This is a genomic window from Rudaea sp. (genome assembly GCF_047601565.1).
In the GTDB taxonomy this organism is placed as follows: domain Bacteria; phylum Pseudomonadota; class Gammaproteobacteria; order Xanthomonadales; family Rhodanobacteraceae; genus Rudaea.
This window is the reverse complement of sequence record NZ_JASGIY010000001.1, coordinates 4,035,608-4,054,834: the sequence shown is the minus strand read 5'-3', so window position 1 is coordinate 4,054,834 and position 19,227 is coordinate 4,035,608. Positions and strand designations below refer to the sequence as shown.

At 63.0% G+C, this 19,227-nt stretch carries 17 protein-coding genes; 9 read left to right on the top strand and 8 right to left on the bottom strand.

Going from position 1 to position 19,227, the window contains the following annotated elements; translation table 11 throughout:
- The first annotated feature begins 142 nt into the window (after positions 1-142).
- The 3 genes from def (at position 143) to QM741_RS18085 (ending at position 2,714) form a co-directional block, all read left to right on the top strand.
- Positions 143-676: a peptide deformylase gene (gene def / locus QM741_RS18095; protein ID WP_415209019.1), complete on the top strand. Its 534-nt coding sequence runs from the start codon at positions 143-145 to the stop codon at positions 674-676.
- Between the two features lie 116 nt (positions 677-792).
- Positions 793-972 (top strand): hypothetical protein, encoded by a 180-nt coding sequence (locus tag QM741_RS18090; protein WP_415209018.1) that lies wholly within the window; start codon positions 793-795, stop codon positions 970-972.
- 323 nt (positions 973-1,295) lie between these two features.
- A complete protein-coding gene (locus tag QM741_RS18085; RefSeq protein ID WP_415209017.1) occupies positions 1,296-2,714 on the top strand; it encodes a hypothetical protein in 1,419 nt (472 codons plus the stop codon).
- Between the two features lie 84 nt (positions 2,715-2,798).
- Here QM741_RS18085 and QM741_RS18080 read toward each other — a convergent pair whose 3' ends face one another.
- Positions 2,799-3,794 (bottom strand): glucokinase, encoded by a 996-nt coding sequence (locus QM741_RS18080; protein WP_415209016.1) that lies wholly within the window; start codon positions 3,792-3,794, stop codon positions 2,799-2,801.
- 298 nt (positions 3,795-4,092) lie between these two features.
- On the opposite strand from QM741_RS18080, the gene rpsP reads away from it, so the two are divergent.
- The 6 genes from rpsP (at position 4,093) to QM741_RS18050 (ending at position 7,403) form a co-directional block, all read left to right on the top strand.
- Positions 4,093-4,353 (top strand): 30S ribosomal protein S16, encoded by a 261-nt coding sequence (gene rpsP / locus QM741_RS18075; RefSeq protein ID WP_415209015.1) that lies wholly within the window; start codon positions 4,093-4,095, stop codon positions 4,351-4,353.
- 44 nt (positions 4,354-4,397) lie between these two features.
- Positions 4,398-4,889, top strand: coding sequence for a ribosome maturation factor RimM (gene rimM, locus QM741_RS18070; RefSeq protein ID WP_415209160.1), 492 nt, complete (start codon positions 4,398-4,400; stop codon positions 4,887-4,889).
- Positions 4,890-5,004: 115 nt separating this feature from the next.
- On the top strand, positions 5,005-5,745 hold the full coding sequence (trmD, locus tag QM741_RS18065) for a tRNA (guanosine(37)-N1)-methyltransferase TrmD (RefSeq protein WP_415209159.1): 741 nt from the start codon (positions 5,005-5,007) through the stop codon (positions 5,743-5,745).
- Between the two features lie 111 nt (positions 5,746-5,856).
- Positions 5,857-6,225 carry a 50S ribosomal protein L19 gene (rplS, locus tag QM741_RS18060; RefSeq protein ID WP_415209014.1) on the top strand — a complete coding sequence of 123 codons (369 nt, stop codon included), beginning with the start codon at positions 5,857-5,859 and terminating at the stop codon, positions 6,223-6,225.
- A 359-nt stretch (positions 6,226-6,584) separates the two neighbouring features.
- Positions 6,585-6,878, top strand: a complete 294-nt coding sequence (locus tag QM741_RS18055) for a LysM peptidoglycan-binding domain-containing protein (protein ID WP_415209013.1) — start codon at positions 6,585-6,587, stop codon at positions 6,876-6,878.
- A 45-nt stretch (positions 6,879-6,923) separates the two neighbouring features.
- Positions 6,924-7,403: a hypothetical protein gene (locus QM741_RS18050; RefSeq protein ID WP_415209012.1), complete on the top strand. Its 480-nt coding sequence runs from the start codon at positions 6,924-6,926 to the stop codon at positions 7,401-7,403.
- A gap of 88 nt (positions 7,404-7,491) precedes the next feature.
- On the opposite strand, the gene QM741_RS18045 is transcribed toward QM741_RS18050, so the two are convergent.
- The 7 genes from QM741_RS18045 to QM741_RS18015 form a co-directional block, all read right to left on the bottom strand.
- Entirely contained in the window at positions 7,492-9,537 is a 2,046-nt protein-coding gene (locus tag QM741_RS18045) for a M13 family metallopeptidase (protein ID WP_415209011.1), read from the bottom strand.
- Between the two features lie 74 nt (positions 9,538-9,611).
- Positions 9,612-10,271, bottom strand: coding sequence for a DUF502 domain-containing protein (locus QM741_RS18040; protein ID WP_415209010.1), 660 nt, complete (start codon positions 10,269-10,271; stop codon positions 9,612-9,614).
- Between the two features lie 409 nt (positions 10,272-10,680).
- Complete coding sequence (locus QM741_RS18035) at positions 10,681-11,148, bottom strand: DUF4442 domain-containing protein (RefSeq protein WP_415209009.1); 468 nt, start codon at positions 11,146-11,148, stop codon at positions 10,681-10,683.
- 328 nt (positions 11,149-11,476) lie between these two features.
- Positions 11,477-12,439 (bottom strand): crotonase/enoyl-CoA hydratase family protein, encoded by a 963-nt coding sequence (locus tag QM741_RS18030; RefSeq protein WP_415209008.1) that lies wholly within the window; start codon positions 12,437-12,439, stop codon positions 11,477-11,479.
- 208 nt (positions 12,440-12,647) lie between these two features.
- Complete coding sequence (locus QM741_RS18025; protein WP_415209007.1) at positions 12,648-14,327, bottom strand: AMP-binding protein; 1,680 nt, start codon at positions 14,325-14,327, stop codon at positions 12,648-12,650.
- Positions 14,328-14,493: 166 nt separating this feature from the next.
- Positions 14,494-15,660 (bottom strand): hypothetical protein, encoded by a 1,167-nt coding sequence (locus QM741_RS18020; protein WP_415209006.1) that lies wholly within the window; start codon positions 15,658-15,660, stop codon positions 14,494-14,496.
- A 229-nt stretch (positions 15,661-15,889) separates the two neighbouring features.
- Positions 15,890-19,165 carry a TonB-dependent receptor gene (locus tag QM741_RS18015; protein ID WP_415209005.1) on the bottom strand — a complete coding sequence of 1,092 codons (3,276 nt, stop codon included), beginning with the start codon at positions 19,163-19,165 and terminating at the stop codon, positions 15,890-15,892.
- Between the last annotated feature and the right edge of the window lie 62 nt (positions 19,166-19,227).

Sequence of the window (19,227 nt, the reverse complement as noted above, 5' to 3'; positions counted from 1 at the left end):
ATGCCGCGGCGGCGGGCTTGATATCGATAGCGATGGCGGCCATGTTGTTTGTAACGCGAATCGAACGACAGCGGGGTTAGGATTCGCCGTAGTCGCGTTCCGGCAATCCATGCCGGAAAGGCAAGCACGAAGAGGAAAGGCCTTGATCCACGAAATCCTCAAAATGGGTGACCCGCGGCTGCTGCGCATCGCCAAGCCGGTCGAGACCTTCGATACGCCCGAGCTGCACGCGCTGATCGCGGACATGTTCGAGACGATGCACGCCGCGGGCGGCGTCGGTCTCGCCGCGCCGCAGATCGGCGTCGATCTGCAGCTCGTCATCTTCGGCTTCGAGCGCAGCGAGCGCTATCCCGACGCGCCGGCCGTGCCGCGCACGGTCCTGCTCAATCCGGAGATCGTTCCGCTGTCGCAGGACAAGGAGGAAGGCTGGGAAGGGTGCCTGTCCGTGCCCGGCCTGCGCGGCGCGGTCGAGCGCTTCTCCCTGATCCGCTACACCGGCTTCGACCCTAAGGGCGAAAAGATCGAGCGCGAGGCCGAGGGCTTCCATGCGCGCGTCGTGCAGCACGAATGCGATCACCTGATCGGCCGGCTCTATCCTTCGCGCATCACCGATTTCTCCAAGTTCGGTTTCACCGAGATACTGTTTCCCGGCCTCGATCCCGCCGTCGACGAATAGCGCGCCGAAATGCCGCAGCCTGCGCGCGTGCGGTCGGATGGAAGCAGCGGCGCTATTACGGCATGCTCCCAATTCCTTCGTCGCATTGAAGCCGGCATCGGCGTTCCGATTCCGCCGTGAAATCCGCCTTGACCGATCAAGCATCCCGCATCGCATTGCGCCGCATCGGCGCCAGCCGCCGTCCCGGCTGGCTCGCCGTCGTCGCGATGCCGGTCGTGTCGCGCGTGCTCGTGCAGGCCGACCTCGTGCCAGATATTTGCATCGCTCGGATCGGCTCGCACGAAATCGAAAAATAAATTTTGATAATCATAGAACTACGATACGTGACGACAGACTCACGTATGCCCGGGGCGACGGGCTTGCAGAGCCCCACGGTCGGCCGCCGGGTCCCGCTTTGTCGAGCAGCGTCGCACGCTCGGCGGCCAAAGGTACGATGGTCTGTTATTTCCTTGTAATGTATCTGTAACAATTGCCGGTGCCCTTTTGGTATTGCCGGGCAATTGAGTCGAGGAATATTGAGTGCTTGTTGCGGTGCAGGCGCGGCTCTCGACAATGGGTTGCGGCAGCGCCAATTCGTACTTCAATTCAACAGTTCGAGACCATTTCGGGAGAAAAGGTTATGAGTCCATCCATCGCATCGATGATGCGCAGGCCGTTGACCGTGGCGCTGGTTGTCGCGTTGCTCGATCCGGGGGCCGCGTTCGCCGCGACCGCCAAGGAGAAGGAACTGGAAGCCCGTGTTGCGCAGCTCGAAGCGCAGGTGCAGGCCCTGTTGAACGCGCAGAAGCAGCAGCAGGTGCAGATCGACGATACCCGGAGCCGCGTCGCCGACACGCAGACAGAAGTAGCCGCCACCAAGACGCAGGTCGCGGACACCAAGGCGCAGATCGAAAAGGCACCGAAGTCGACGTTCACCACCGGCCCCGGCCTGTCGGTCGCGTTCCACGGTTTCATCAACGCGAACGCATTCGGGCAGAGCAATACTTTCAGCTACGGCAACGGCGCGAACGGCCAGTATCCCGTGGCCGGTTCACGGGGCGAATTGAGCGGCGTGGACATCCGCAACACGCGCTTCTGGCTCGACATCGGCGGCGCGAAATTCGGCGAGAACTGGACCGGCGGGGGCCGCATCGAGATGGACTTCTTCGGCGGCTTCAACGGCACCGGTGCGTACAGCCTGTCGCAGCCGACGCCGCGACTGCGCCAGGCCTACTTCGATGTCGCCAACGCCGGTTCGGGCACGAACGTCCGGGTCGGCCAGCAGTGGGACCTGATCATGCCGGTCGATATGCTTCCGGATTCGGTCACCCATGTCGCCTTCCCGCTCGGTTACGGCACCGGGCTGATCGGCTGGCGTTATCCCGGCGCGGTGTTGAGCCAGAACCTCGGCGCCAGCGGGGACACGAAGTGGGGGGTGGACATCGGCGTGTTCGAAGGCACCTGGAGCAATCAGGGCACCGCGGTCAATCACCTCACCGACGGCAACGCGGATTTCCGTCCGCAGCTCGAGGCGCGCCTGCGTGCGCAGGGCAGCAACTGGTCGGCCTTCGTGGCGGCGCACTACGCCAGCATCGATCTCAAGGGCGTGGCCGGCACCGATGCGACGCCGATCAAGACCGGGCTGGACAGCACAGGCTTCGAGGTGGGCGCAACGTTCCGGCCGGGTCCGTGGAATTTCAAGGCGTTGTTGTATACGGGTACCGCCATGGGACCGTTGTTCGGCGCGATGTCGCAGTTCGGCGACATCGACGAAACCGGCGGATATTTCCAAGCCGGCTACAAATTGAACAAGAACTGGAGCGTGAACGCGTTCTACTCGGCTTCGTTGCCGGACAAGCAGGACATCATTGCCTGGTATGGCCACGGCTCCACCGGAATCGATCGCGACCAGCAGGTGGCGTTGAACCTGATCTATGCCGAAGGCCCGTACAAACTCGGCATCGAGGCGCTGCGCGCCACACTGCACATGAACACCGGCGCGGCCGCCAGCACGACCACCGGCAATCAGGTCAGCCTGAGCGGGCAATACACGTTCTGACGTTCGCGGCGAGCGTTTTCATGCAAAAGCCGTCCGCGCGAGCGGGCGGCCTTTTTTCACCTTGGCCCGCGGCAAAAAACCGGATCAATCCGCCGTGCGATGATCTTGGTACCACGCCGCCGCGCCGATCAGGCCGAGTTGGCCATGTTCGATCAGCCAGATCGGCACGTGCTTGATCACCTCGCCGAGCGCACCCTTGTTGTGGTAGCGCGCGACGAAGTTGCTCGTCGGCAGAAACGAACGGATGCGCGAAGGAATGCCGCCGGCGAGGAACACGGCGCGCGCGTTGTAGGCGAGCACGAGGTCGCCGATCAGGCTGCCGAGCAGGCCGCAGAACACGCTGAGCGCGGTCACCGCCTGTGGATTGGCGTGGGCGAGCGCCGCCGCGGTGACGTCGGCCGGCGTTTTCAGCATCGCGGGCACGCCGTGCAGCGTGCAGATGCATTCGTAGAGATTGAGCAGGCCGGGGCCGGACACCGCGCGTTCGCGGTCGACGTGCGGCCAACGCTTGAACAGTTCACGCAGGATCTCGATTTCCAGTTCGTTGCCTGGTGCGAGCGCCGCGTGTCCGGCTTCGCTTGTGATGACGACGGGGCGCGGCTTGTGCGGAATGTGCACGGCCTGGCCGAAACCCGTGCCCGGACCGACCACGAGCGTGGTCACGTTCGACGGATCGACCGGTTGGCCGCTGAGCAGATCGGCCGAAGCGAGGTCGATGTGCGGCGCGGCATGGGCGAGCGCCTCGAAGTCGTTGATCAGCGCGAGATCCTTCAGGTGCGCCGCCTGGCGCGTCTGCGTCAGCGACACGTGCCAGGGCAGGTTCGGGTTGATCAGGGCGTCGCCGACCTGCAGGCCGGCGATCGCGATCGCCGCGCTGGTCGTGGAAGCGTCGCCGTGCGTGTCGATGAAGGTGCGCAGGATGGTCGCGAGGTCGGGATACTCGGCGCAGATGTATTCGGAATAATGCAGGATCGACACCGTGCCTTCGGCGGTGAAGCGAACGAGGGCGAGTCGGGCGTGGGTGCCGCCGACGTCGGCGGCGATGAAGGGGATGTCGGTGGCGGCGGGCGTGGGAGTCAAGAGGAATTCCTGAAACGGGAAGCGGCAGAGTGCGCCCGACGCGCGGGACATCGGAGTGTGTTCAGGGGCCGCAGCCTTGTCAATCGTGTCTGCAGCGTCCACGGGTTGCGACGCAGGCTGCGGGAAAAACGGCACGACCGCTTGCCTGTCGCGGCCACGTTGCTGAAAACCTTTATTTTTTTCTGTTTTGGACTACAATGCGCAGTTCCCGGTGTCGTTGCCCGCTCTGCGGGTGTGCCGCGCAGGCTGCGGTCGGCGGGGGAATACAACGTACCCGATAAATTCTCGAGAAATAAACATGGTCAAGATTCGTCTTTCCCGCGGCGGCGCCAAAGGCCGTCCGTTCTATCACGTCATCGTCGCCGACGAGCGCAAGGCGCGCGACGGCCGCAACATCGAGCGCGTGGGCTTCTTCAACCCGGTCGCGGCCGGCAAGGAAACGCGCCTGCAGCTCGACGTCGAGCGCGTCAATGTCTGGGTGGCCAAGGGCGCGCAGCTCAGCGACAAGGTGCGCGTGCTGCTCAAGGAAGCCGGCAAGCAGGCCAAGGCTGCGGCTTGATTTAGCGCGAGACCGCAAGCATCGCCGCGCGTGACGACAAGCTTCTGGTGCTCGGCAAGATCGTCGGCCTGTACGGCGTCGAAGGCTGGGTCAAGCTCGAATCGTACAGCGAACCGCGTACGCAAATCTTCAAGTACTCGCCATGGTTCGTCGGCATTGCCGATTCCGCCGTCGAGTATGCGAACGTGAAGGGCAGGGCGCAGGGCAAGGGCATCGTCGCCCACCTGCACGGCGTCGATGGCCGCGATGCCGCAGGGGCCCTGATCGGCGCGGAGATCCGCATTCCGCGCTCGGCGCTGCCGAAGCCGAAACGCGGCGAGTACTACTGGGCCGATCTCGAAGGGCTCGGCGTCTTCAATCTCCAAGGCGTCGCGTTCGGCAAGGTCAGCCACCTGTTTTCGACCGGTGCGAACGACGTGCTCGTGGTCAGGGACGGCAATCGCGAAAGGCTGGTGCCGTTCGTCCCCGACGAGTTCGTGAAGAAAGTCGATGTCGACGGCGGCAGGATCGTGGTCGATTGGGACAAGGATTTCTGAAGCTTTGTCGTCATTCCCGCATGCTCTTGGCGGGAATCCAGCGGCTTTGCTGTTGTTCGTAGCGAAAAAAGCAAACGCACTGGATTCCCGCCTTCGCGGGAATGACGAGCGAAGTATGCGAATTGATGTGATCACGCTGTTCCCCGAGTTCGTCGATCAGGCGGCGAAGGTGGGCGTGATCGGGCGGGCGCAGGAGCGCGGCTTGCTCGGCGTGCATGGCTGGAATCCGCGCGACTATGCGACCGATGCCTACAGGCGCGTGGACGAGCGGCCGTTCGGCGGCGGCCCGGGCATGGTGATGCTGATCGATCCGTTGCGCGATGCATTGCGTGCGGCGCGCGCGGCGGATTCGCAGCCGGCCCGCACGATTTTCCTGAGTCCGCAGGGAGCGCGGCTCACGCAGGGCAAGGTGCGCGAACTGGCGCAGGAAGATCGCCTGATCCTCCTGTGCGGGCGCTACGAGGCGGTGGACGAGCGCCTGATCGAGCACGAAGTCGACGAGGAGATTTCGATCGGCGATTACGTGCTCTCGGGCGGTGAATTGGCCGCGGCCGTGCTGATCGACGCGATCGGACGGTTGCAGGACGGTGCACTCAACGACGCGGCCTCGGCGCAGCAGGATTCGTTCTCGGACGGCTTGCTCGAGGGCCCGCACTACACGCGTCCCGTGGCGCACGAACTGGGCGAGGTGCCCGCGGTGCTGCTCTCGGGCGACCATGCGGCCATCGCAAAATGGCGGCGAAAACAGGCGCTTGGACGTACCTGGCGGTGTCGGCCGGATCTTCTGGCCCGAGCCATGCTCAAACCGGAAGAAAATTTATTTTTGCTTGAATTTCAAAAAGATATAGAAAAGTAATGAAGTCGGCCGTCAGAGCGGCCGAAAACTAGAGGTATACTCGCCGTCGTCCGTGATGGCGGGGATCGAGAAAAGAACTTTCCTTTCCATTCCAACGAGCAAGTGAGTGTCATGAACCTCCTCCAGCAATTTGAAGCTTCCCAGACCAGCCGTAAACTGCCCGAATTCAGCCCGGGCGACACGGTGGTCGTCAACGTCAAGGTCAAGGAAGGCAACCGCGAACGTGTGCAGGCCTACGAAGGCGTGGTCATCGCGAAGAAGAACGCGGGCCTCAATTCGGCCTTCACGGTGCGCAAGATTTCGCACGGTTTCGGCGTCGAGCGCGTATTCCAGTCGCACAGCCCGACGATCGATTCGGTCAACGTCAAGCGCCGCGGCAAGGTGCGTGGTGCCAAGCTCTATTACCTGCGCGGTCTCGAAGGCAAGGCGGCGCGCATCCAGGAAGATCTGTCCCGGCACGCAACGGCCGACGCAGAATAAGCCTTACAAATCCGGCGGCAGATCGTTACCGGATTTTCGTCTTGGAGCATTGAGTCGCGTCTGTGCTCCTCGTCCAAAGCGGCCGTCAGGAATGGCGGCCGCTTTGTCTTTTCCGTGATCGGCTTTTGTGCCGTGTGCCCTCGCGCACGTACGACTCCGCGCGTCTGCATGTTCGTCTTCCGGTCGGGAAATGCTCATCGCCGCTTGCGATTCGTTAGATATACGTTAGCCACCCTCCGAACGGAATGCTCGCGCGATCCAACACATGCGCGCGCAAAAAAAAACGTGTATGGTGCTGGTGCAGCGGGTCTTGCGACCCTTATCGCATCTTTCAACCAAGGCAGGAGGAGACATCGATCATGAGCAGTGATCCCAAAGCCGATTTTTCCGATGTGAACAGCGAAGTGACGGTGAACATGACGCCGACGCCGGTCACGGCATCGACGGCGGATGCGAACGCGTCGAGCCAGACCTACACGGTCGTCAGCGGCGACAGTCTGTCGAAGATCGCGAAGAAGTTTTACGGCGACGCCAACCAGTGGAAGAAGATCTTCGAGGCCAACACCGACAAGATCAAGAATCCCGACCTGATCCATCCCGGACAGGTGCTCACCATTCCCGCCGCGCCCGCCTCGGGCAAGGCGACGGCCTGATCGCAGCGCATGCGCGGCACACTTGAATCCAGCAGAGGGAAATCCATGAACAAGCTCAGCAAACGCATTCCGTTGACGATCGCACTGGCCGGCGCGGTAGCGCTGGCGGCGTGCAGCAAGCCGGCTCCGCCGCCGGCACCGGCTCCTGCGCCGGCCCCGGCTCCGGTGGCGCCCGCTCCGGCCCCCGCACCGGCTCCGCCCGCACAGGTCACCTCGGTGGTGCTCGGCAACGCGGTGGACGCGAGCGGCAAGATCAGCGCGCCGGTCGGTACCTTCGGCACCAAGGACACGATCTATGCGACGGTGGCACTGACCACGACCGTGCCCAACGTCGCCGTCAACCTGCGCTGGAAGTTCCAGGATGGCCAGACCGTGGCCGACAACGCCAAGACGATCGCCGCGCCGAGTGTCGGCACGATCGACGACAAGCTGACCAAAGCCTCGGGCTGGCCAGTCGGCAACTACACGCTCGAAGTCGTCTCCGATGGCAAAACGCTGTCGACGACCACGTTCCAGGTGAAGTGACGCGGCATCGTTCGATGCAACGAAAAAGGGCGCGGAGAAATCCGCGCCCTTTTTCTTCCCTTCTCCCGCAGGGAGAAGGGAAGAGTGGTTACCAGATTTTCACCTGCTTCTCGCCATCGCGCACCATTGCATCGCCCGCCTTGCACGCAAACGCCTGCGCGAATGCGGGCATGTTCGAGGGTGCGGCGATCGCGCGGAACTGGCCCGGCGCGTGCGGGTCGGTATTGAGGTTGACCTTGGCCGTCGCCGGCAGCGTGTTCGTGCGCCACAGCCGCGCAAAGTTGAGGAAAAAGCGCTGGTCCTGGCTGAAGCCGTCGATCTTCGATTTCGCCTCGGCCGGATTCTTCTTCAGCGCCATCTGCAGCGAATCGTAGGCGACGTTGAGGCCGCCCAGGTCGGCGATGTTCTCGCCGAGCGTGAGCTTGCCCTTCACGTGCAGGTCCTCGATCGCGACATAGCCGTCGAACTGCGCTGCGAGCTTGTCGATGCGCTCGACGAATTTCCTGCGGTCGTCGTCGGTCCACCAGTTGCTGTTGTTGCCCTGCGCGTCGAACTGGCTGCCCTTGTCGTCGAAGCCGTGCGTCATTTCGTGGCCGATCACCGCGCCGATGCCGCCGTAGTTGAGTGCGTCGTCGGCCTTGGCGTCGAAATAAGGCGGCTGCAGGATCGCGGCGGGGAAGGCGATCTCGTTCTTCAGCGGCGAGTAGTAGGCGTTGACGGTCTGCGGCGTCATGCCCCATTCGGTCTTGTCGACCGGTTTGCCGATGCGGCCCATGTGCCAGTCGTGGTTGAACTTGTTCGCGGCGAGCGCGTTGTCGAGGTAGCCCGAGCGCGAGATCGACAGCCCGGTCCAGTCGCGCCACTTGTCCGGATAACCGATCTTCGGCGTGAACGTCGCCAGCTTCTCGAGCGCCTTGGCCTTGGTCGCATCGCTCATCCAGTCGAGCTTCTTGATGCGCGCCTTGAGCGCGAGACGCAGGTTGGCGACGAGTTCCTCGGCGCTCTTCTTCGCCTCGGGCGGGAAGTTCTCCTTGACGTAGAGCTGACCCAGCGCCTGGCCCATGCTCCCATTGACCGCGCCGAGCACGCGCTTCCAGCGCGGCTCCATTTCCTTCTGCCCGCGCAGCTTGTGCTGGTTGAAGTCGAAGTGTTCCGCGACGAAAGCCTGCGACAGGTACGGTGCGGCGTCGTCGATCGTGTGGAAACGCAAATAGGCCTTCCACTGCTCGACCGGTACCTCGGTCAGCATCCTGTCGAATTCGGCGAACCATTCCGGATGCGAGAGCGAAAAGCCCTGCACGCCCGATAGGCCTTGCGCGGCGAGAAAGCGGGCCCACGAAAAATGCGGCGTCGCCTTGTCCGCGTCGGCAACGCTGACGTAGTGATACTGGTTCTTCGGATCGCGCGCCTCGATCGGCGACAGCGACGTTTTCGCGTCGCGCATTTCCAGCGCCATGATCCACTGCGCGTCCTGCTTCGCCGTTGCGGGCTTCGCGCCGGCGAGAGCCAGGGTCTTCTCGATGTGCGCGACGTATTCGCCGCGAATCTTCACATAGTCCGGCTTGTCTTCCAGATAATAGGCGCGTTCGGGCAGGCCGAGGCCGTCTTCGCCGGCGTAGCCGATCATCATGCTCGAATTCTTGAAGTCGGGCGACGCGCCGAAGCCGAAGAAACCGCCGTACCCGCGCGCATGCGCATCGGTCAAATACCGGGCGAGATCGTCGGCCGACTTGATCGCGGCGATCTTCGCCAGCTCGGGTTGCAGCGGCGCAACGCCGGTCTTCTCGATCGCGGCCTCGTCCATGCCGCTCGCGTAGAAGTCGCCGAGTTTCTGCTCGATCGTGCCGGTGGCGGCTTTGACTATCGCCGGGTCTTCGATCAGTTTGCGTTGCGCCTTGAGGCTGGCTTCGCGCAATTCGTCGAACGTGCTCCAGCGCGTGCGGTCGCCCGGAATCGGATTGGCCGCGATCCATTTCGCGTTGACGTAGTCGTAGAAATCGTCGCAGGGCTTGTATTTCGTATCGAGCGACGTCGGATCGAACGCGTTGCCGACGTCAGGCGGGGCGGCATGGCTCGCGCCGGTGGCGGCAAGGGCGATGGCGAGGGCGAGCGGCGTGCGCAGGCGAAGATTCATGCTGGGGTCTCCCGGATTCCGTTGGGCAATCCGTTACCGTAGGCAGTCACGGATTCGCGCATCAGTGCAGGAAGTCACGATGGCTGCGCGTGTCCGTGCGGAATGTCGGGCAGCGTCTCCGGCCCAGCCGCGCCGCCCGAGAGGATGAAGGCCATGGCCTGATCGACGCTCCAGTCGGTCGCGATCAACTCATCGAGCGGCGCGACTTCAAGATAGCCGCCGGTCGGGTTCGGCGTCGTCGGCACGTAGACCGCGGCCATTTCTCGTCCGGCACCGTCGACGAACGTGCGCGTGACGAAGCCGATCGTCTTCAACGCCGGCGAGGGAAAGCCGATGAGCACGACGCGCTGCGTGCCGCCGGGCTTGTTCTGCATCATCGTCATCAGCTTCTTCGAGCCGCCGTAGATCGTCTGCACGAGCGGAATGCGCTGGATCAGCCGCTCGAACGCGCCAAGCAAGCGCTGCCCGAGCATGCGGCTCGCCGCGAAGCCGAGCAGGTAGAGCGCGACGATCGTGCCGACGAAGGCGACGATGGAGCGAAACCATTCCTGCCCCAGCCACTCGGCCGCGGCCGGGAAGATAGCGCTGATCAGCGTGAACGTGGCCGCGACCGCGGGCGCGCCGACGTGCGAAAGCACGCTGACGATGAAGGCGAAAACGGTCCATGTCAGCCAGAGCGGAATGAAGGTGAGCAGGCCGGTGATCAGATACCGTTGCAGGTACAGGCGGGGCATGGCGCAGAGGGATGTGACGGGGGCGTCATCATAACGTAGGGGGCGACTCGTCGCGCCCGCCATTGCTCGTCATTCCCGCGGGCTTCTGGCGGGAATCCAGTGCTTTTGTTCTTGATTCTGCTCTGACCGTGTCCCTTCGCCTTTCCGCGCGCATCCGGCGCGCGGGTCACTTTTTCTTCAGCAGCGAAGAACAAAGTAACCAAAAAGACGCCGCCCCGGGAGCCGCGCCCTCCGCGCTTCGCGCTGCGGGTCCGCGAGTGCAGGCCGGAGTTCGTTGATGGCCCTTCCATGTACCAGCAACGAACTCGCGCGCTTCCTGCGCGCGACCCTGCGGGCATTTTCGTCCTGCCCTCGCCGCGGCTGACGGGGACCCTAAGATCAAAACCCAAAGATCAAATCAAAAGCGCGATCAAGAGCGCTTGCGCCGCACGTAAATCTGCTTGCGCACACGCGCGATAACTTCGCCGGCGGCGGTTTTTACCTCGGTATCGAACCAGCGCAGGTACTTGTCGCCGTTTGCGGTCGCGGCGCGGATCTCGTCGAGCACGGTTTCGTCGAGGCGGAATTCGGCGAAGACGGTTTCGCGTCCGGGTGCGACGAATTCGATCGCGCCGGCCCTGTCCCAGACGACGTAGTCGCGGCCGAGCGCCTGCAGCGTCATGATCATCCAGAACGGATCGGTCATCGCGAACAGGTTGCCGCCGAACTGGGTGCCGACGAAGTTGCGGTTGTACCAGGCCAGCTTCAGGCGCACGCGCGCATGGCGGAAGTCGTCGCTCCATTCGAGCACACGCATGCCGCCGAACAGGAACGGCGGCCAGATATTGAGCCCGTGGCGCAGGGTTTTTGCGGAGAAGGATTTCGTCGTCAGGTTCATACGTGTGTGGCACAACGCATGGCCGCACGTGGTGCCAGTTTTCCAATTCCCACCGAAAATCCGCAGGACGACCTACACGACGAACGCGATCAAATCGTTCTGCAGGGCGAGCGATGGCGCGGCCGACCGCTGGACGCCAGCTTCACAGGTGTTCCAGACTCTGTTCGGCGAGGAACGCGTACCGATTGACGCGCGAGGTTGAACCGCACGGGATTAACAGGCCCTTCCTTGTCCTGCGCGGTGCGCTATCCCAGTCGAAAGCTCAGCTCTCCCGCCGCGCGGCAAGAAGGGAAAAATTTCGCTGAGCTTCGACGCTATCGGGAATGATTCATGCGACCACGGTCAGGCGCGGTGAACGTGTCGATTCGATTGGCGCTGAGTCGGGCTTCTGAGAGTCTTGTTGAACTTCATTGGAGCGCTTTTGCTGCATGCGGACCAGACGCTCCATGGTTTTCAGAGACTTTTCTCCCAGTTGCAATGCCGTATCCACCCATATTTCACCGATTCGCAAAAGCTCATCGTATTGAATCGGGTCCGCCACTTCGCGCACTTGGTGCATTGCCATTCGCGCCCGGGCGATGCGCTGGTTCTGTCTGATCATATTGGATACGGCTTGAATGCCTTCTCCTTTCGGCACAAGCACATCAATCACCCCCATTCGATGCAAATCTCCCGAGGAGTATATCGTTCCGTTGAGCATCATATCCTCGGCAAGCTGTTTGCCGACGCGGCGCTTGAGGAACGTATAGGCCCCCATTCCCGGAAAGAGTCCGAAGAGAACTTCCGGGAAACCCATTCCAACCCCTTCTTCGGCGACGATGGTTTTGCAGGACAAGGCCATTTCGAAACCGCCTCCGAGGGCATCTCCCTGTACAAGGGCGACCGTATGAAGGGGTTGTTCCAGACAGGCCCTGTGCAAGTCGTATGCGCCTTGGACGCACCGAACCGCGTAAGCCAATAGCGCATCGCGGTCCCTGCGCCGTATCAGACGGCCAAACAAATCCAAGTCGCCACCGAGATTGAAGACGTTGGCGTCCGATGCCAGTATCAAATGATTCAGCGATTGTTCCAACTCGTTCTCTGCTTTGTTCAGCGCGATGTCGTTCAGGCATTGCTGGAGGAAATGATGCATTTCCTTCAGGAGCAGGACGGAGCAGCAGGGTCGATATCCCTCGACCCTGTTCAGGTCCGTTCTATGCATGAAGAACCAAAAACTCCGCGAGCGCGGGTCGATTTCACTGCGCAGGAATTGATAGGATGTGTCACGCAGGGTCTGGTCGGCGACGTTCATTGTTGATTCCTCTTCACGTGGGTTCACATTCGGGGGGAGAGTCGATTTGAGGGGCAGGCACGACATCACGAACCGTATGGTTCCGCAGCATACTCCCACGGAAAAGTGGTGTGGAGGTGTGACGCAATACTCATAAAATGCGTCGCCGAGCCGAAACTCACGGGACCATGCAGCCAAGACGGCCCCAATGAGGATATACCCTCGGCATTTACTTTGGCGAATCCCGGAGCTCGCGACGCAGGATCTTGCCGACGTTGGTTTTCGGCAGCGCATCGCGGAATTCGATGTATTTGGGCTGCTTGTAGCCGGTCAGGTTGGCCTTGCAGTGCTCACGGACGGTTTCCGCGGTGAGATTGGGGTCTTTCTTGACGATGACCAGCTTCACGGCTTCGCCGGATTTGTCGTCGGGTACGCCGACCGCGGCCACCTCGAGCACGCCCGGGCAGGCGACGACGACGTCCTCGATCTCGTTCGGATAGACGTTGAATCCGGAGACCAGGATCATGTCCTTCTTGCGGTCGACGATGTACACGAATCCCTTTTCGTCGATGCGCGCGACGTCGCCGGTGCGCAGCCAGCCGTCGGCGGACAGTACCTTGGCGGTTTCCTCGGGCTTGTTCCAGTAACCGCGCATGACCTGCGGCCCGCGCACGCAGAGCTCGCCTACCGCGCCGATCTCGAGAATCCGGCCGGCATCGTCCTGGATCGACACCTCGGTCGAGGGAATCGGCAGGCCGATCGAACCGTTGAATTCGGACAGGCCGATCGGGTTAATGCATACGGCCGGCGCGGTTTCCGTCAAGCCGTAGGCTTCGACCAGGGTGCAGCCGGTCACCTTGTGCCAGCGCTCGGCGACCGAACGCTGCACGGCCATGCCGCCGCCCAGAGTCACATGCAGCTTCGAGAAGTCGAGCCGGTCGAATCCCGGTGTGTTGAGCAGCCCGTTGAACAGCGTGTTGACGCCGGTCATGGCCGAAAACGGCACGCCTTGCAGCGATTTGACGAAACCGGGCATGTCGCGCGGGTTCGTGATCAGCACGTTGAGCCCTCCCGCGCGCATGAAAACGAGGCAGTTCGCGGTCAGCGCGAGGATGTGGTACAGCGGCAGCGCGGTGATGATGACTTCTTCGCCGGGACGTACGTCCGAGGCGATCCATGCCGCAGCCTGCTGCATGTTCGCGACCATGTTGCCATGGGTCAGGATCGCGCCCTTGGCGAGGCCGGTCGTGCCACCCGTGTATTGCAGAAACGCGATGTCCTCATGCCCGATCTGCGTGGCGGGCAGCGCCGCGCCGGCTCCCTGCGCCAGAACCCGGCGGAACCGCACGGCACGATCGATGCGATAGGCCGGCACCATTTTCTTGACATGCTTGACGACGAAGTTGGTGACGAGCGATTTCGGAAATCCGAGCATGTCGCCGATCGCGGTCGTCATCACGTGCTTGACATCGGTCTCGGCCAATACTTCGGTCAATACCGAGGCGAAGTTGTCGAGCACGACGATCGCCACTGCGCCGGAATCCTTGAGCTGGTGGCGCAGTTCGCGTGCGGTATACAGGGGGTTGACATTGACCACCGTCAGGCCGGCGCGCAGGATGCCGAACACCGCGACCGGATATTGCAGCAGGTTCGGCATCATCACCGCGATACGATCGCCCTTGCTCAACTTCAGCACGCTGCGCAGGTAACCCGCAAAATTCCGGCTCAAGCGATCCAGATCATCGTAGCTCAGCGTGGCGCCCATATTGGAGAAGGCGGCGCGGTGGCGGAACTGCTCGCAGGTTTCCTCGAACAACGCGGCGATCGAGCTGTAGGCGTCGATGTCGATTTCCGCTGGGATGCCGGCCGGATAGCTGGCCAGCCAAGGGCGGTCGTTGCTCGCAATCATTGCTCCCTCCTGTATTTTCTGATTCTTGCGGTTTGCGGCTGCTTCGCGCCGCAAACGCTCGTTTGACAGCATTTGAGCATGCGGCGGGAGGGTCGGCAAGCGGCGGCGCAGCGATGAACCGCTGCGCCGCGATGCGGCATCAAAATCGCCCGGAGTCGAAGACGCGTTACGATACGAACGGGTTGCGATTCAATGCGGCGAGCGCGGCCCCGGCCGTCGCGGCGAGATGCGGGCGGCGGTAGTAGTAGAAGTACGCCGAGGTGATGCGCGGTTCGCGCGTGGCATAGAAGAATCCGCCGGGCGCCGCCTGTCCTGCGATCGTCGCGAACAGATTTTCGGCGTCGGCGTCGCGGCCGAGTCGACGATAGACGAGCGCGGCCTGCGCGGTGCCTTCCGTCCACAATCCGTCGCGGTCGGCGTTGAAATCGAATCCGCCTTCGACGGCGTGCTCGCGCTCGGCGTACGTCACGGCGCGTTGCCATTCTTTCGGCGCGTTCGGCAGGAGTTGCGTCCAGAGCTGTACGTCGAGGCCGGACTGCGCGCGGCTCGGCGTGGCGCCGTCGTCCAGGGTGCCTATCCAGAAATGGCCGCTCGCGACGTCCCATTGCGCGGCGACGAAGTCGCGAGCGCGTTTTGCCTGCGCGTTCCAGTTTCCCGGCACTGCGATCCGGTCAAGCCAGCCGAACAGCGCGGCGAGATCGATGTTGTGCTCGGTCGATTTCCACGGCGCTTTTCTTGGCGCCGTTTTGCGGCCTTCGATGCCGCCGTCGAACCCGCCCGGCCCGCGCTCGTCCGACACGTTGGCGACGACCCAATCGGCGAGGCGTACCGCCGCATCGCGCCAGTGCGCTTCGCCGGTGGCGTCGTGCAGGGCGAGCAGCGCCAACGCGGCCCATGCGACGTTGCCGGTGGCGGTGCCGTCCTGGTACGCGGCGACGTCCTCATGGGCGGCTTCGATCCAGCGATGGCGTTTCGCATCCCGCCATCCGTTCGGCAGCGGCATTCCGTTCCCGACGACACCGGCGCGGTAGGCGTCGCGTAGGCGCGTGTCGTTCGTCGCGGCAAGCCGCAAAGCTTCGCCGATGCGCTTGGCATGCGCGCGCTGGCCGCAGGCGAGCAAGGCGATGACGGCGAGCGCATTGTCGTAGGTGAACGCCGCCGTGCGCAGCGACGGTTCCTCGGGTGCGCTTTTGCCTTGCCGACCGTCGTAGCTGCGCAGCAGAACCGGAGTGTGGCCCGGCAGCGCATCGACGCGTGCGGCGAGGGCGCTGCAACTCTCCTCCGCGACAGTTTCGGCTTTCGTCGCCGCGCAAACCGCGCTTGCGACGGACATTCCTGCGACGGCCGCCAGCGTCGCCCGCATCGAACGCGTGAGGATCCCGCCCCGCCGTGGCAGAGGCGCACGCAGGATCGCGTCGCGGAAAGGATGCCGAAAACGAAAAAATACGACGTCATTCCCGCCCCCGCGGAAATGACGCCGGGAGAAAATCGCATATCGTCGCCGGCATCCCGCTGCCCGTGCGGCTTGTCCGATCTGCGCACACGTTCGCTGCGGCGGCCTGTCAGAAGTTCATGCGCAGGCTGAGGTTGTAGCGGGTGTCGTCGCGGAAGAAACCCTTGGGCACGGTCAATCCGTTGGTATCGATGATTTCGCGGGTCTTGAATGTCGAGTTCAGGAGATTCGCCGCCTGCAATGCCACCTTGAAGTTATCGTTGATCGAGTAGATCAGCGACCCGTCCAGCCGGCCCTGCGGGGCAGCCATGACCGGCAGGAATGGATAATCCGCCTCTTGGTTCGTGATCAGGAACTTCGAGCGCCAGTTCCACGCCAGTCGCGCCGACAGCGGACCTTTTTCGTAGTACACAGTGAAGTTGAAGGTATCGCGCGACAGTTCGTTCGGCGGCAGCTTGAGCTGGTTGGTGCATTGCGTGGCCGCCATGTACGTGGCAGGACAGTAGTCGGTCGAGCCGAAGGCCAGGCCGTGCGACTTGATCCAGGTGTAGTTGATCTGCGTGCCGAACCCGGACAGCCAGCCGAGCAGGAAATCGAACTTCTGCTGATAGGCCAGTTCCGCGCCGCGCACGCTGCCTTTCTGGTTGAGGTTGGCCAGGCCCGCCGTGTACTGCTCGGGATAGGTCACGCCGTTGTTGGTCACCTCGGTCTCGACGACATTGGTGATGTACTGGATCGTATTGTTCAACTGCTTGTAGAACAACATGCCGGTCAGCGAGCCGGCGTTGCCGAAGTACCACTCCTGGGTCAGGTCGAAATTGTGCGCCGTGACCGGCCGCAGGTAGGGATTCGAGCCGTTGTAGCCGTTGCTCACCATCGGCTCGGTGCTGCCGTTGGTGCCGTAGGGCACCAGTCCGCCGACCGATTGTCCCGCCTGCAACTGCACGAGCGAGGGCCGATAGAGGGATCGCGAGTACGCGAAGCGGGTGATGAAGTCGCTGGTCCAGCCGATCGCGAGGTTGAAGCTCGGCAACCAGTTGCCATAGCCGCTGCCGGCGGTGATCGAGCTGTAGCCGCCGTTGGCGAATTTGATGTATTGCTGCTGCTGGGCCGAGGTCAACGCGCAGAACGTGCCCGGCGACGCCGGCTGGGTGCCGTTCTTGGTTTGTCCGAGGCAGTACTGTTCGACGCTGGCATTGCCGAGAGTCTGCGTCATGTTCGGCACGATCAGATAGCCCGAGGCGTCGTCCTGCGTATGCACGTAGCGCAGGCCGATGTTGCCGCTGATCTTCAGGTCGCTGAGGAAGTTGGTGTTTTCGTTGCCGAAATTCAGGCGCAGGTAGGTGGCGTTGGTTTTTTCTTCGTTAGAGGAAATTTCCTGCGGCAGGTAGTGCGTGCCCGGAACGAAGACGGTGCCGGCGACGTACAGGTTGCGGTCGAAGTTGGTGTAGTAGGGGCTCCACCAGTCCCAGCCCGGGTTGATGGCGAGCGATTGCTGGTTGATCTTTTTCATCACGCCGACCGCCTGCCAGAACTGGGTGATCGGATTGAGGTTGAAGAACGGGGCGAAGACGCCGAAATCGCCGTTGCTGAAGGCCGGCATGTTGACGTGGTACAGGGCGACGTTGCCGGGCGTGTCGGCGGCAGTGACCGCTAGCCCGGCGCCGCCGGCGTAGGGCGTGCTGATGTCCCAGAAGTAATTGTACGGCGAGTTTTGCAGCGTCTCGCTCTGGTCGGAGCGACGAAAACCGAACTGGATGCTGTCCAGCACGCCGTGGTTCACGTCGAAGGTTCCGTCGAGGCGGAACGCGCGCTGGCTGCCCCAGGAGCGTCCCTGGTGGTCCTGCGCCGCCGACCAGTAGGTGTTCGCGGGGTCGGCGAAATACTGCGCCGTCGTTTCGGCGGGATTGGGCGAGAGCACCTGGACCGTGGGCACGTCGTTGCCGTGCACCGCCAGATACCAATTGGCCTGGGTCATCTGGCGAATGTAGTAGTAGGCGTTCTTGAAGTTGGAGTGCGTATCCTGCGCATCGAAGTCGAAGCGCAGCCGGTCGTTGACGTTCCACTTCAGGTTGAAGCTGTAGTCGTTGGTCACGTAGCGGTTCCTGAAGCCGGCGGTGTCGAGCTGCGTCGGCACGCCGCCGTAAGTGAGCGGCAGGAAGGTCGACGCGCTGGGATCGCCCGAGATGATGCCCGACTGGAACACGCCGTTGGCGTCGTAGACCGGCGTGGTGCCCGCCAGCGGCACGGCGCAGCCGGCGATCGACTGGCCGCTGCAACCGTCCGTTGAGGCTTGCAGGGTATGTTCGAAGGTGGTTTCCGTGTCCGAAGCCCGATTCCATGCCAGCGTGGCCTGCCAGGTCTTGTCCGGGCTTTCCCATTGCAGCGCCAGGGCATGGCCGATGCGCGTGCTGGTTTCGTCCTGAGTGCGCAGGTCGGCGCCGACCGGCACGTACAGGTATTGGCCTTCGGCCAGTCCGGGAAAGCTGTCCGTCCTGTCGCCGGGCAGCGTGCAGCCGTTGCAGCGCCGCTGGAAATCGACCAGGGAGATCGCGTTGTCGGCCTGGTCGATGCGGTCGTAGGCGACGTTGGCCAGAAAGCCGAAACGGCCGACGTCGGTGTCGAAGATGTGGCTGAACAGACCGGCTACCTGCGGCGAGCTTTTCTTGTCGAGGCTGCCCCAGTAGCCGCCGATGGTAAACGCGGCCTGTGTCTCCTTGTTGCTGTCGAACGGCTTGCGCGTTTTCAGGTCGATCGAGCCGGCGATGCCGCCTTCGATCATGTCCGCGGTCTGGTTCTTGTTCACCACGACCGAGCCGATCAGTTCGGGCGACACGGTGGAGAAGTTCAGCCCCTGGCCGCCGCCGGCGGAGAACACCTCGCGGCCGTTGAACAGCGTGCTGACGTAGGGCAGGCCCTGCAGGCTGATGTCCGAACCCTGGATCGAGAAGTGGTCCGGATCGGCGGCGATGCCGAAGGCGCTGACCGCCACGCCCGGCACGCGCTGCAAGGCTTCGGTGACCGACAGGTCGGGCAGCGAGCTTGCGTCCTGCGCCGAAATCGCATCGACCACGGTATCGGAATATCGCTTGATTTCCTGCGCGCGGTTCAGGCTGGACGAATAGCCGGTGACGGTCATGCCCGTAAGCACGGTGGCCTGTTCGTCGCTCGCCTTCGCCGAAGCTTTTTTGTCGGCGGTCTGCGATGGTTTGTCGGACGGTTCCTTCTTCGCGGGTTGTGCGGTTTGGTCGTCCGTCTGAGTGGGCGGTTGCGCGGCGAGCGCATGCAACTGCCCGGCTGCGAACAAGGCCATCGCGATCGCCATCGACAGCCGGCGCGGTGGGTTGACGACGTGCGTGCATCGGGTTGCGGATTGCTTGTTCACTTCTATTCCTCCCAAATGGTCAGTGAATACGCGGCCGGTCCGGCTCCACTTCGCGGACCGCG

Coding starts and splice junctions, on each gene's coding strand:
- QM741_RS18085 (WP_415209017.1), top strand. CDS start 1,296: ATGAGTCCATCCATCGCATCGATGATGCGCAGGCCGTTGACCGTGGCG.
- rpsP (WP_415209015.1), top strand. CDS start 4,093: ATGGTCAAGATTCGTCTTTCCCGCGGCGGCGCCAAAGGCCGTCCGTTC.
- trmD (WP_415209159.1), top strand. CDS start 5,005: ATGCGAATTGATGTGATCACGCTGTTCCCCGAGTTCGTCGATCAGGCG.
- rplS (WP_415209014.1), top strand. CDS start 5,857: ATGAACCTCCTCCAGCAATTTGAAGCTTCCCAGACCAGCCGTAAACTG.
- QM741_RS18055 (WP_415209013.1), top strand. CDS start 6,585: ATGAGCAGTGATCCCAAAGCCGATTTTTCCGATGTGAACAGCGAAGTG.
- QM741_RS18050 (WP_415209012.1), top strand. CDS start 6,924: ATGAACAAGCTCAGCAAACGCATTCCGTTGACGATCGCACTGGCCGGC.
- QM741_RS18045 (WP_415209011.1), bottom strand. CDS start 9,537: ATGAATCTTCGCCTGCGCACGCCGCTCGCCCTCGCCATCGCCCTTGCC.
- QM741_RS18040 (WP_415209010.1), bottom strand. CDS start 10,271: ATGCCCCGCCTGTACCTGCAACGGTATCTGATCACCGGCCTGCTCACC.
- QM741_RS18035 (WP_415209009.1), bottom strand. CDS start 11,148: ATGAACCTGACGACGAAATCCTTCTCCGCAAAAACCCTGCGCCACGGG.
- QM741_RS18030 (WP_415209008.1), bottom strand. CDS start 12,439: ATGAACGTCGCCGACCAGACCCTGCGTGACACATCCTATCAATTCCTG.
- QM741_RS18025 (WP_415209007.1), bottom strand. CDS start 14,327: ATGATTGCGAGCAACGACCGCCCTTGGCTGGCCAGCTATCCGGCCGGC.
- QM741_RS18020 (WP_415209006.1), bottom strand. CDS start 15,660: ATGTCCGTCGCAAGCGCGGTTTGCGCGGCGACGAAAGCCGAAACTGTC.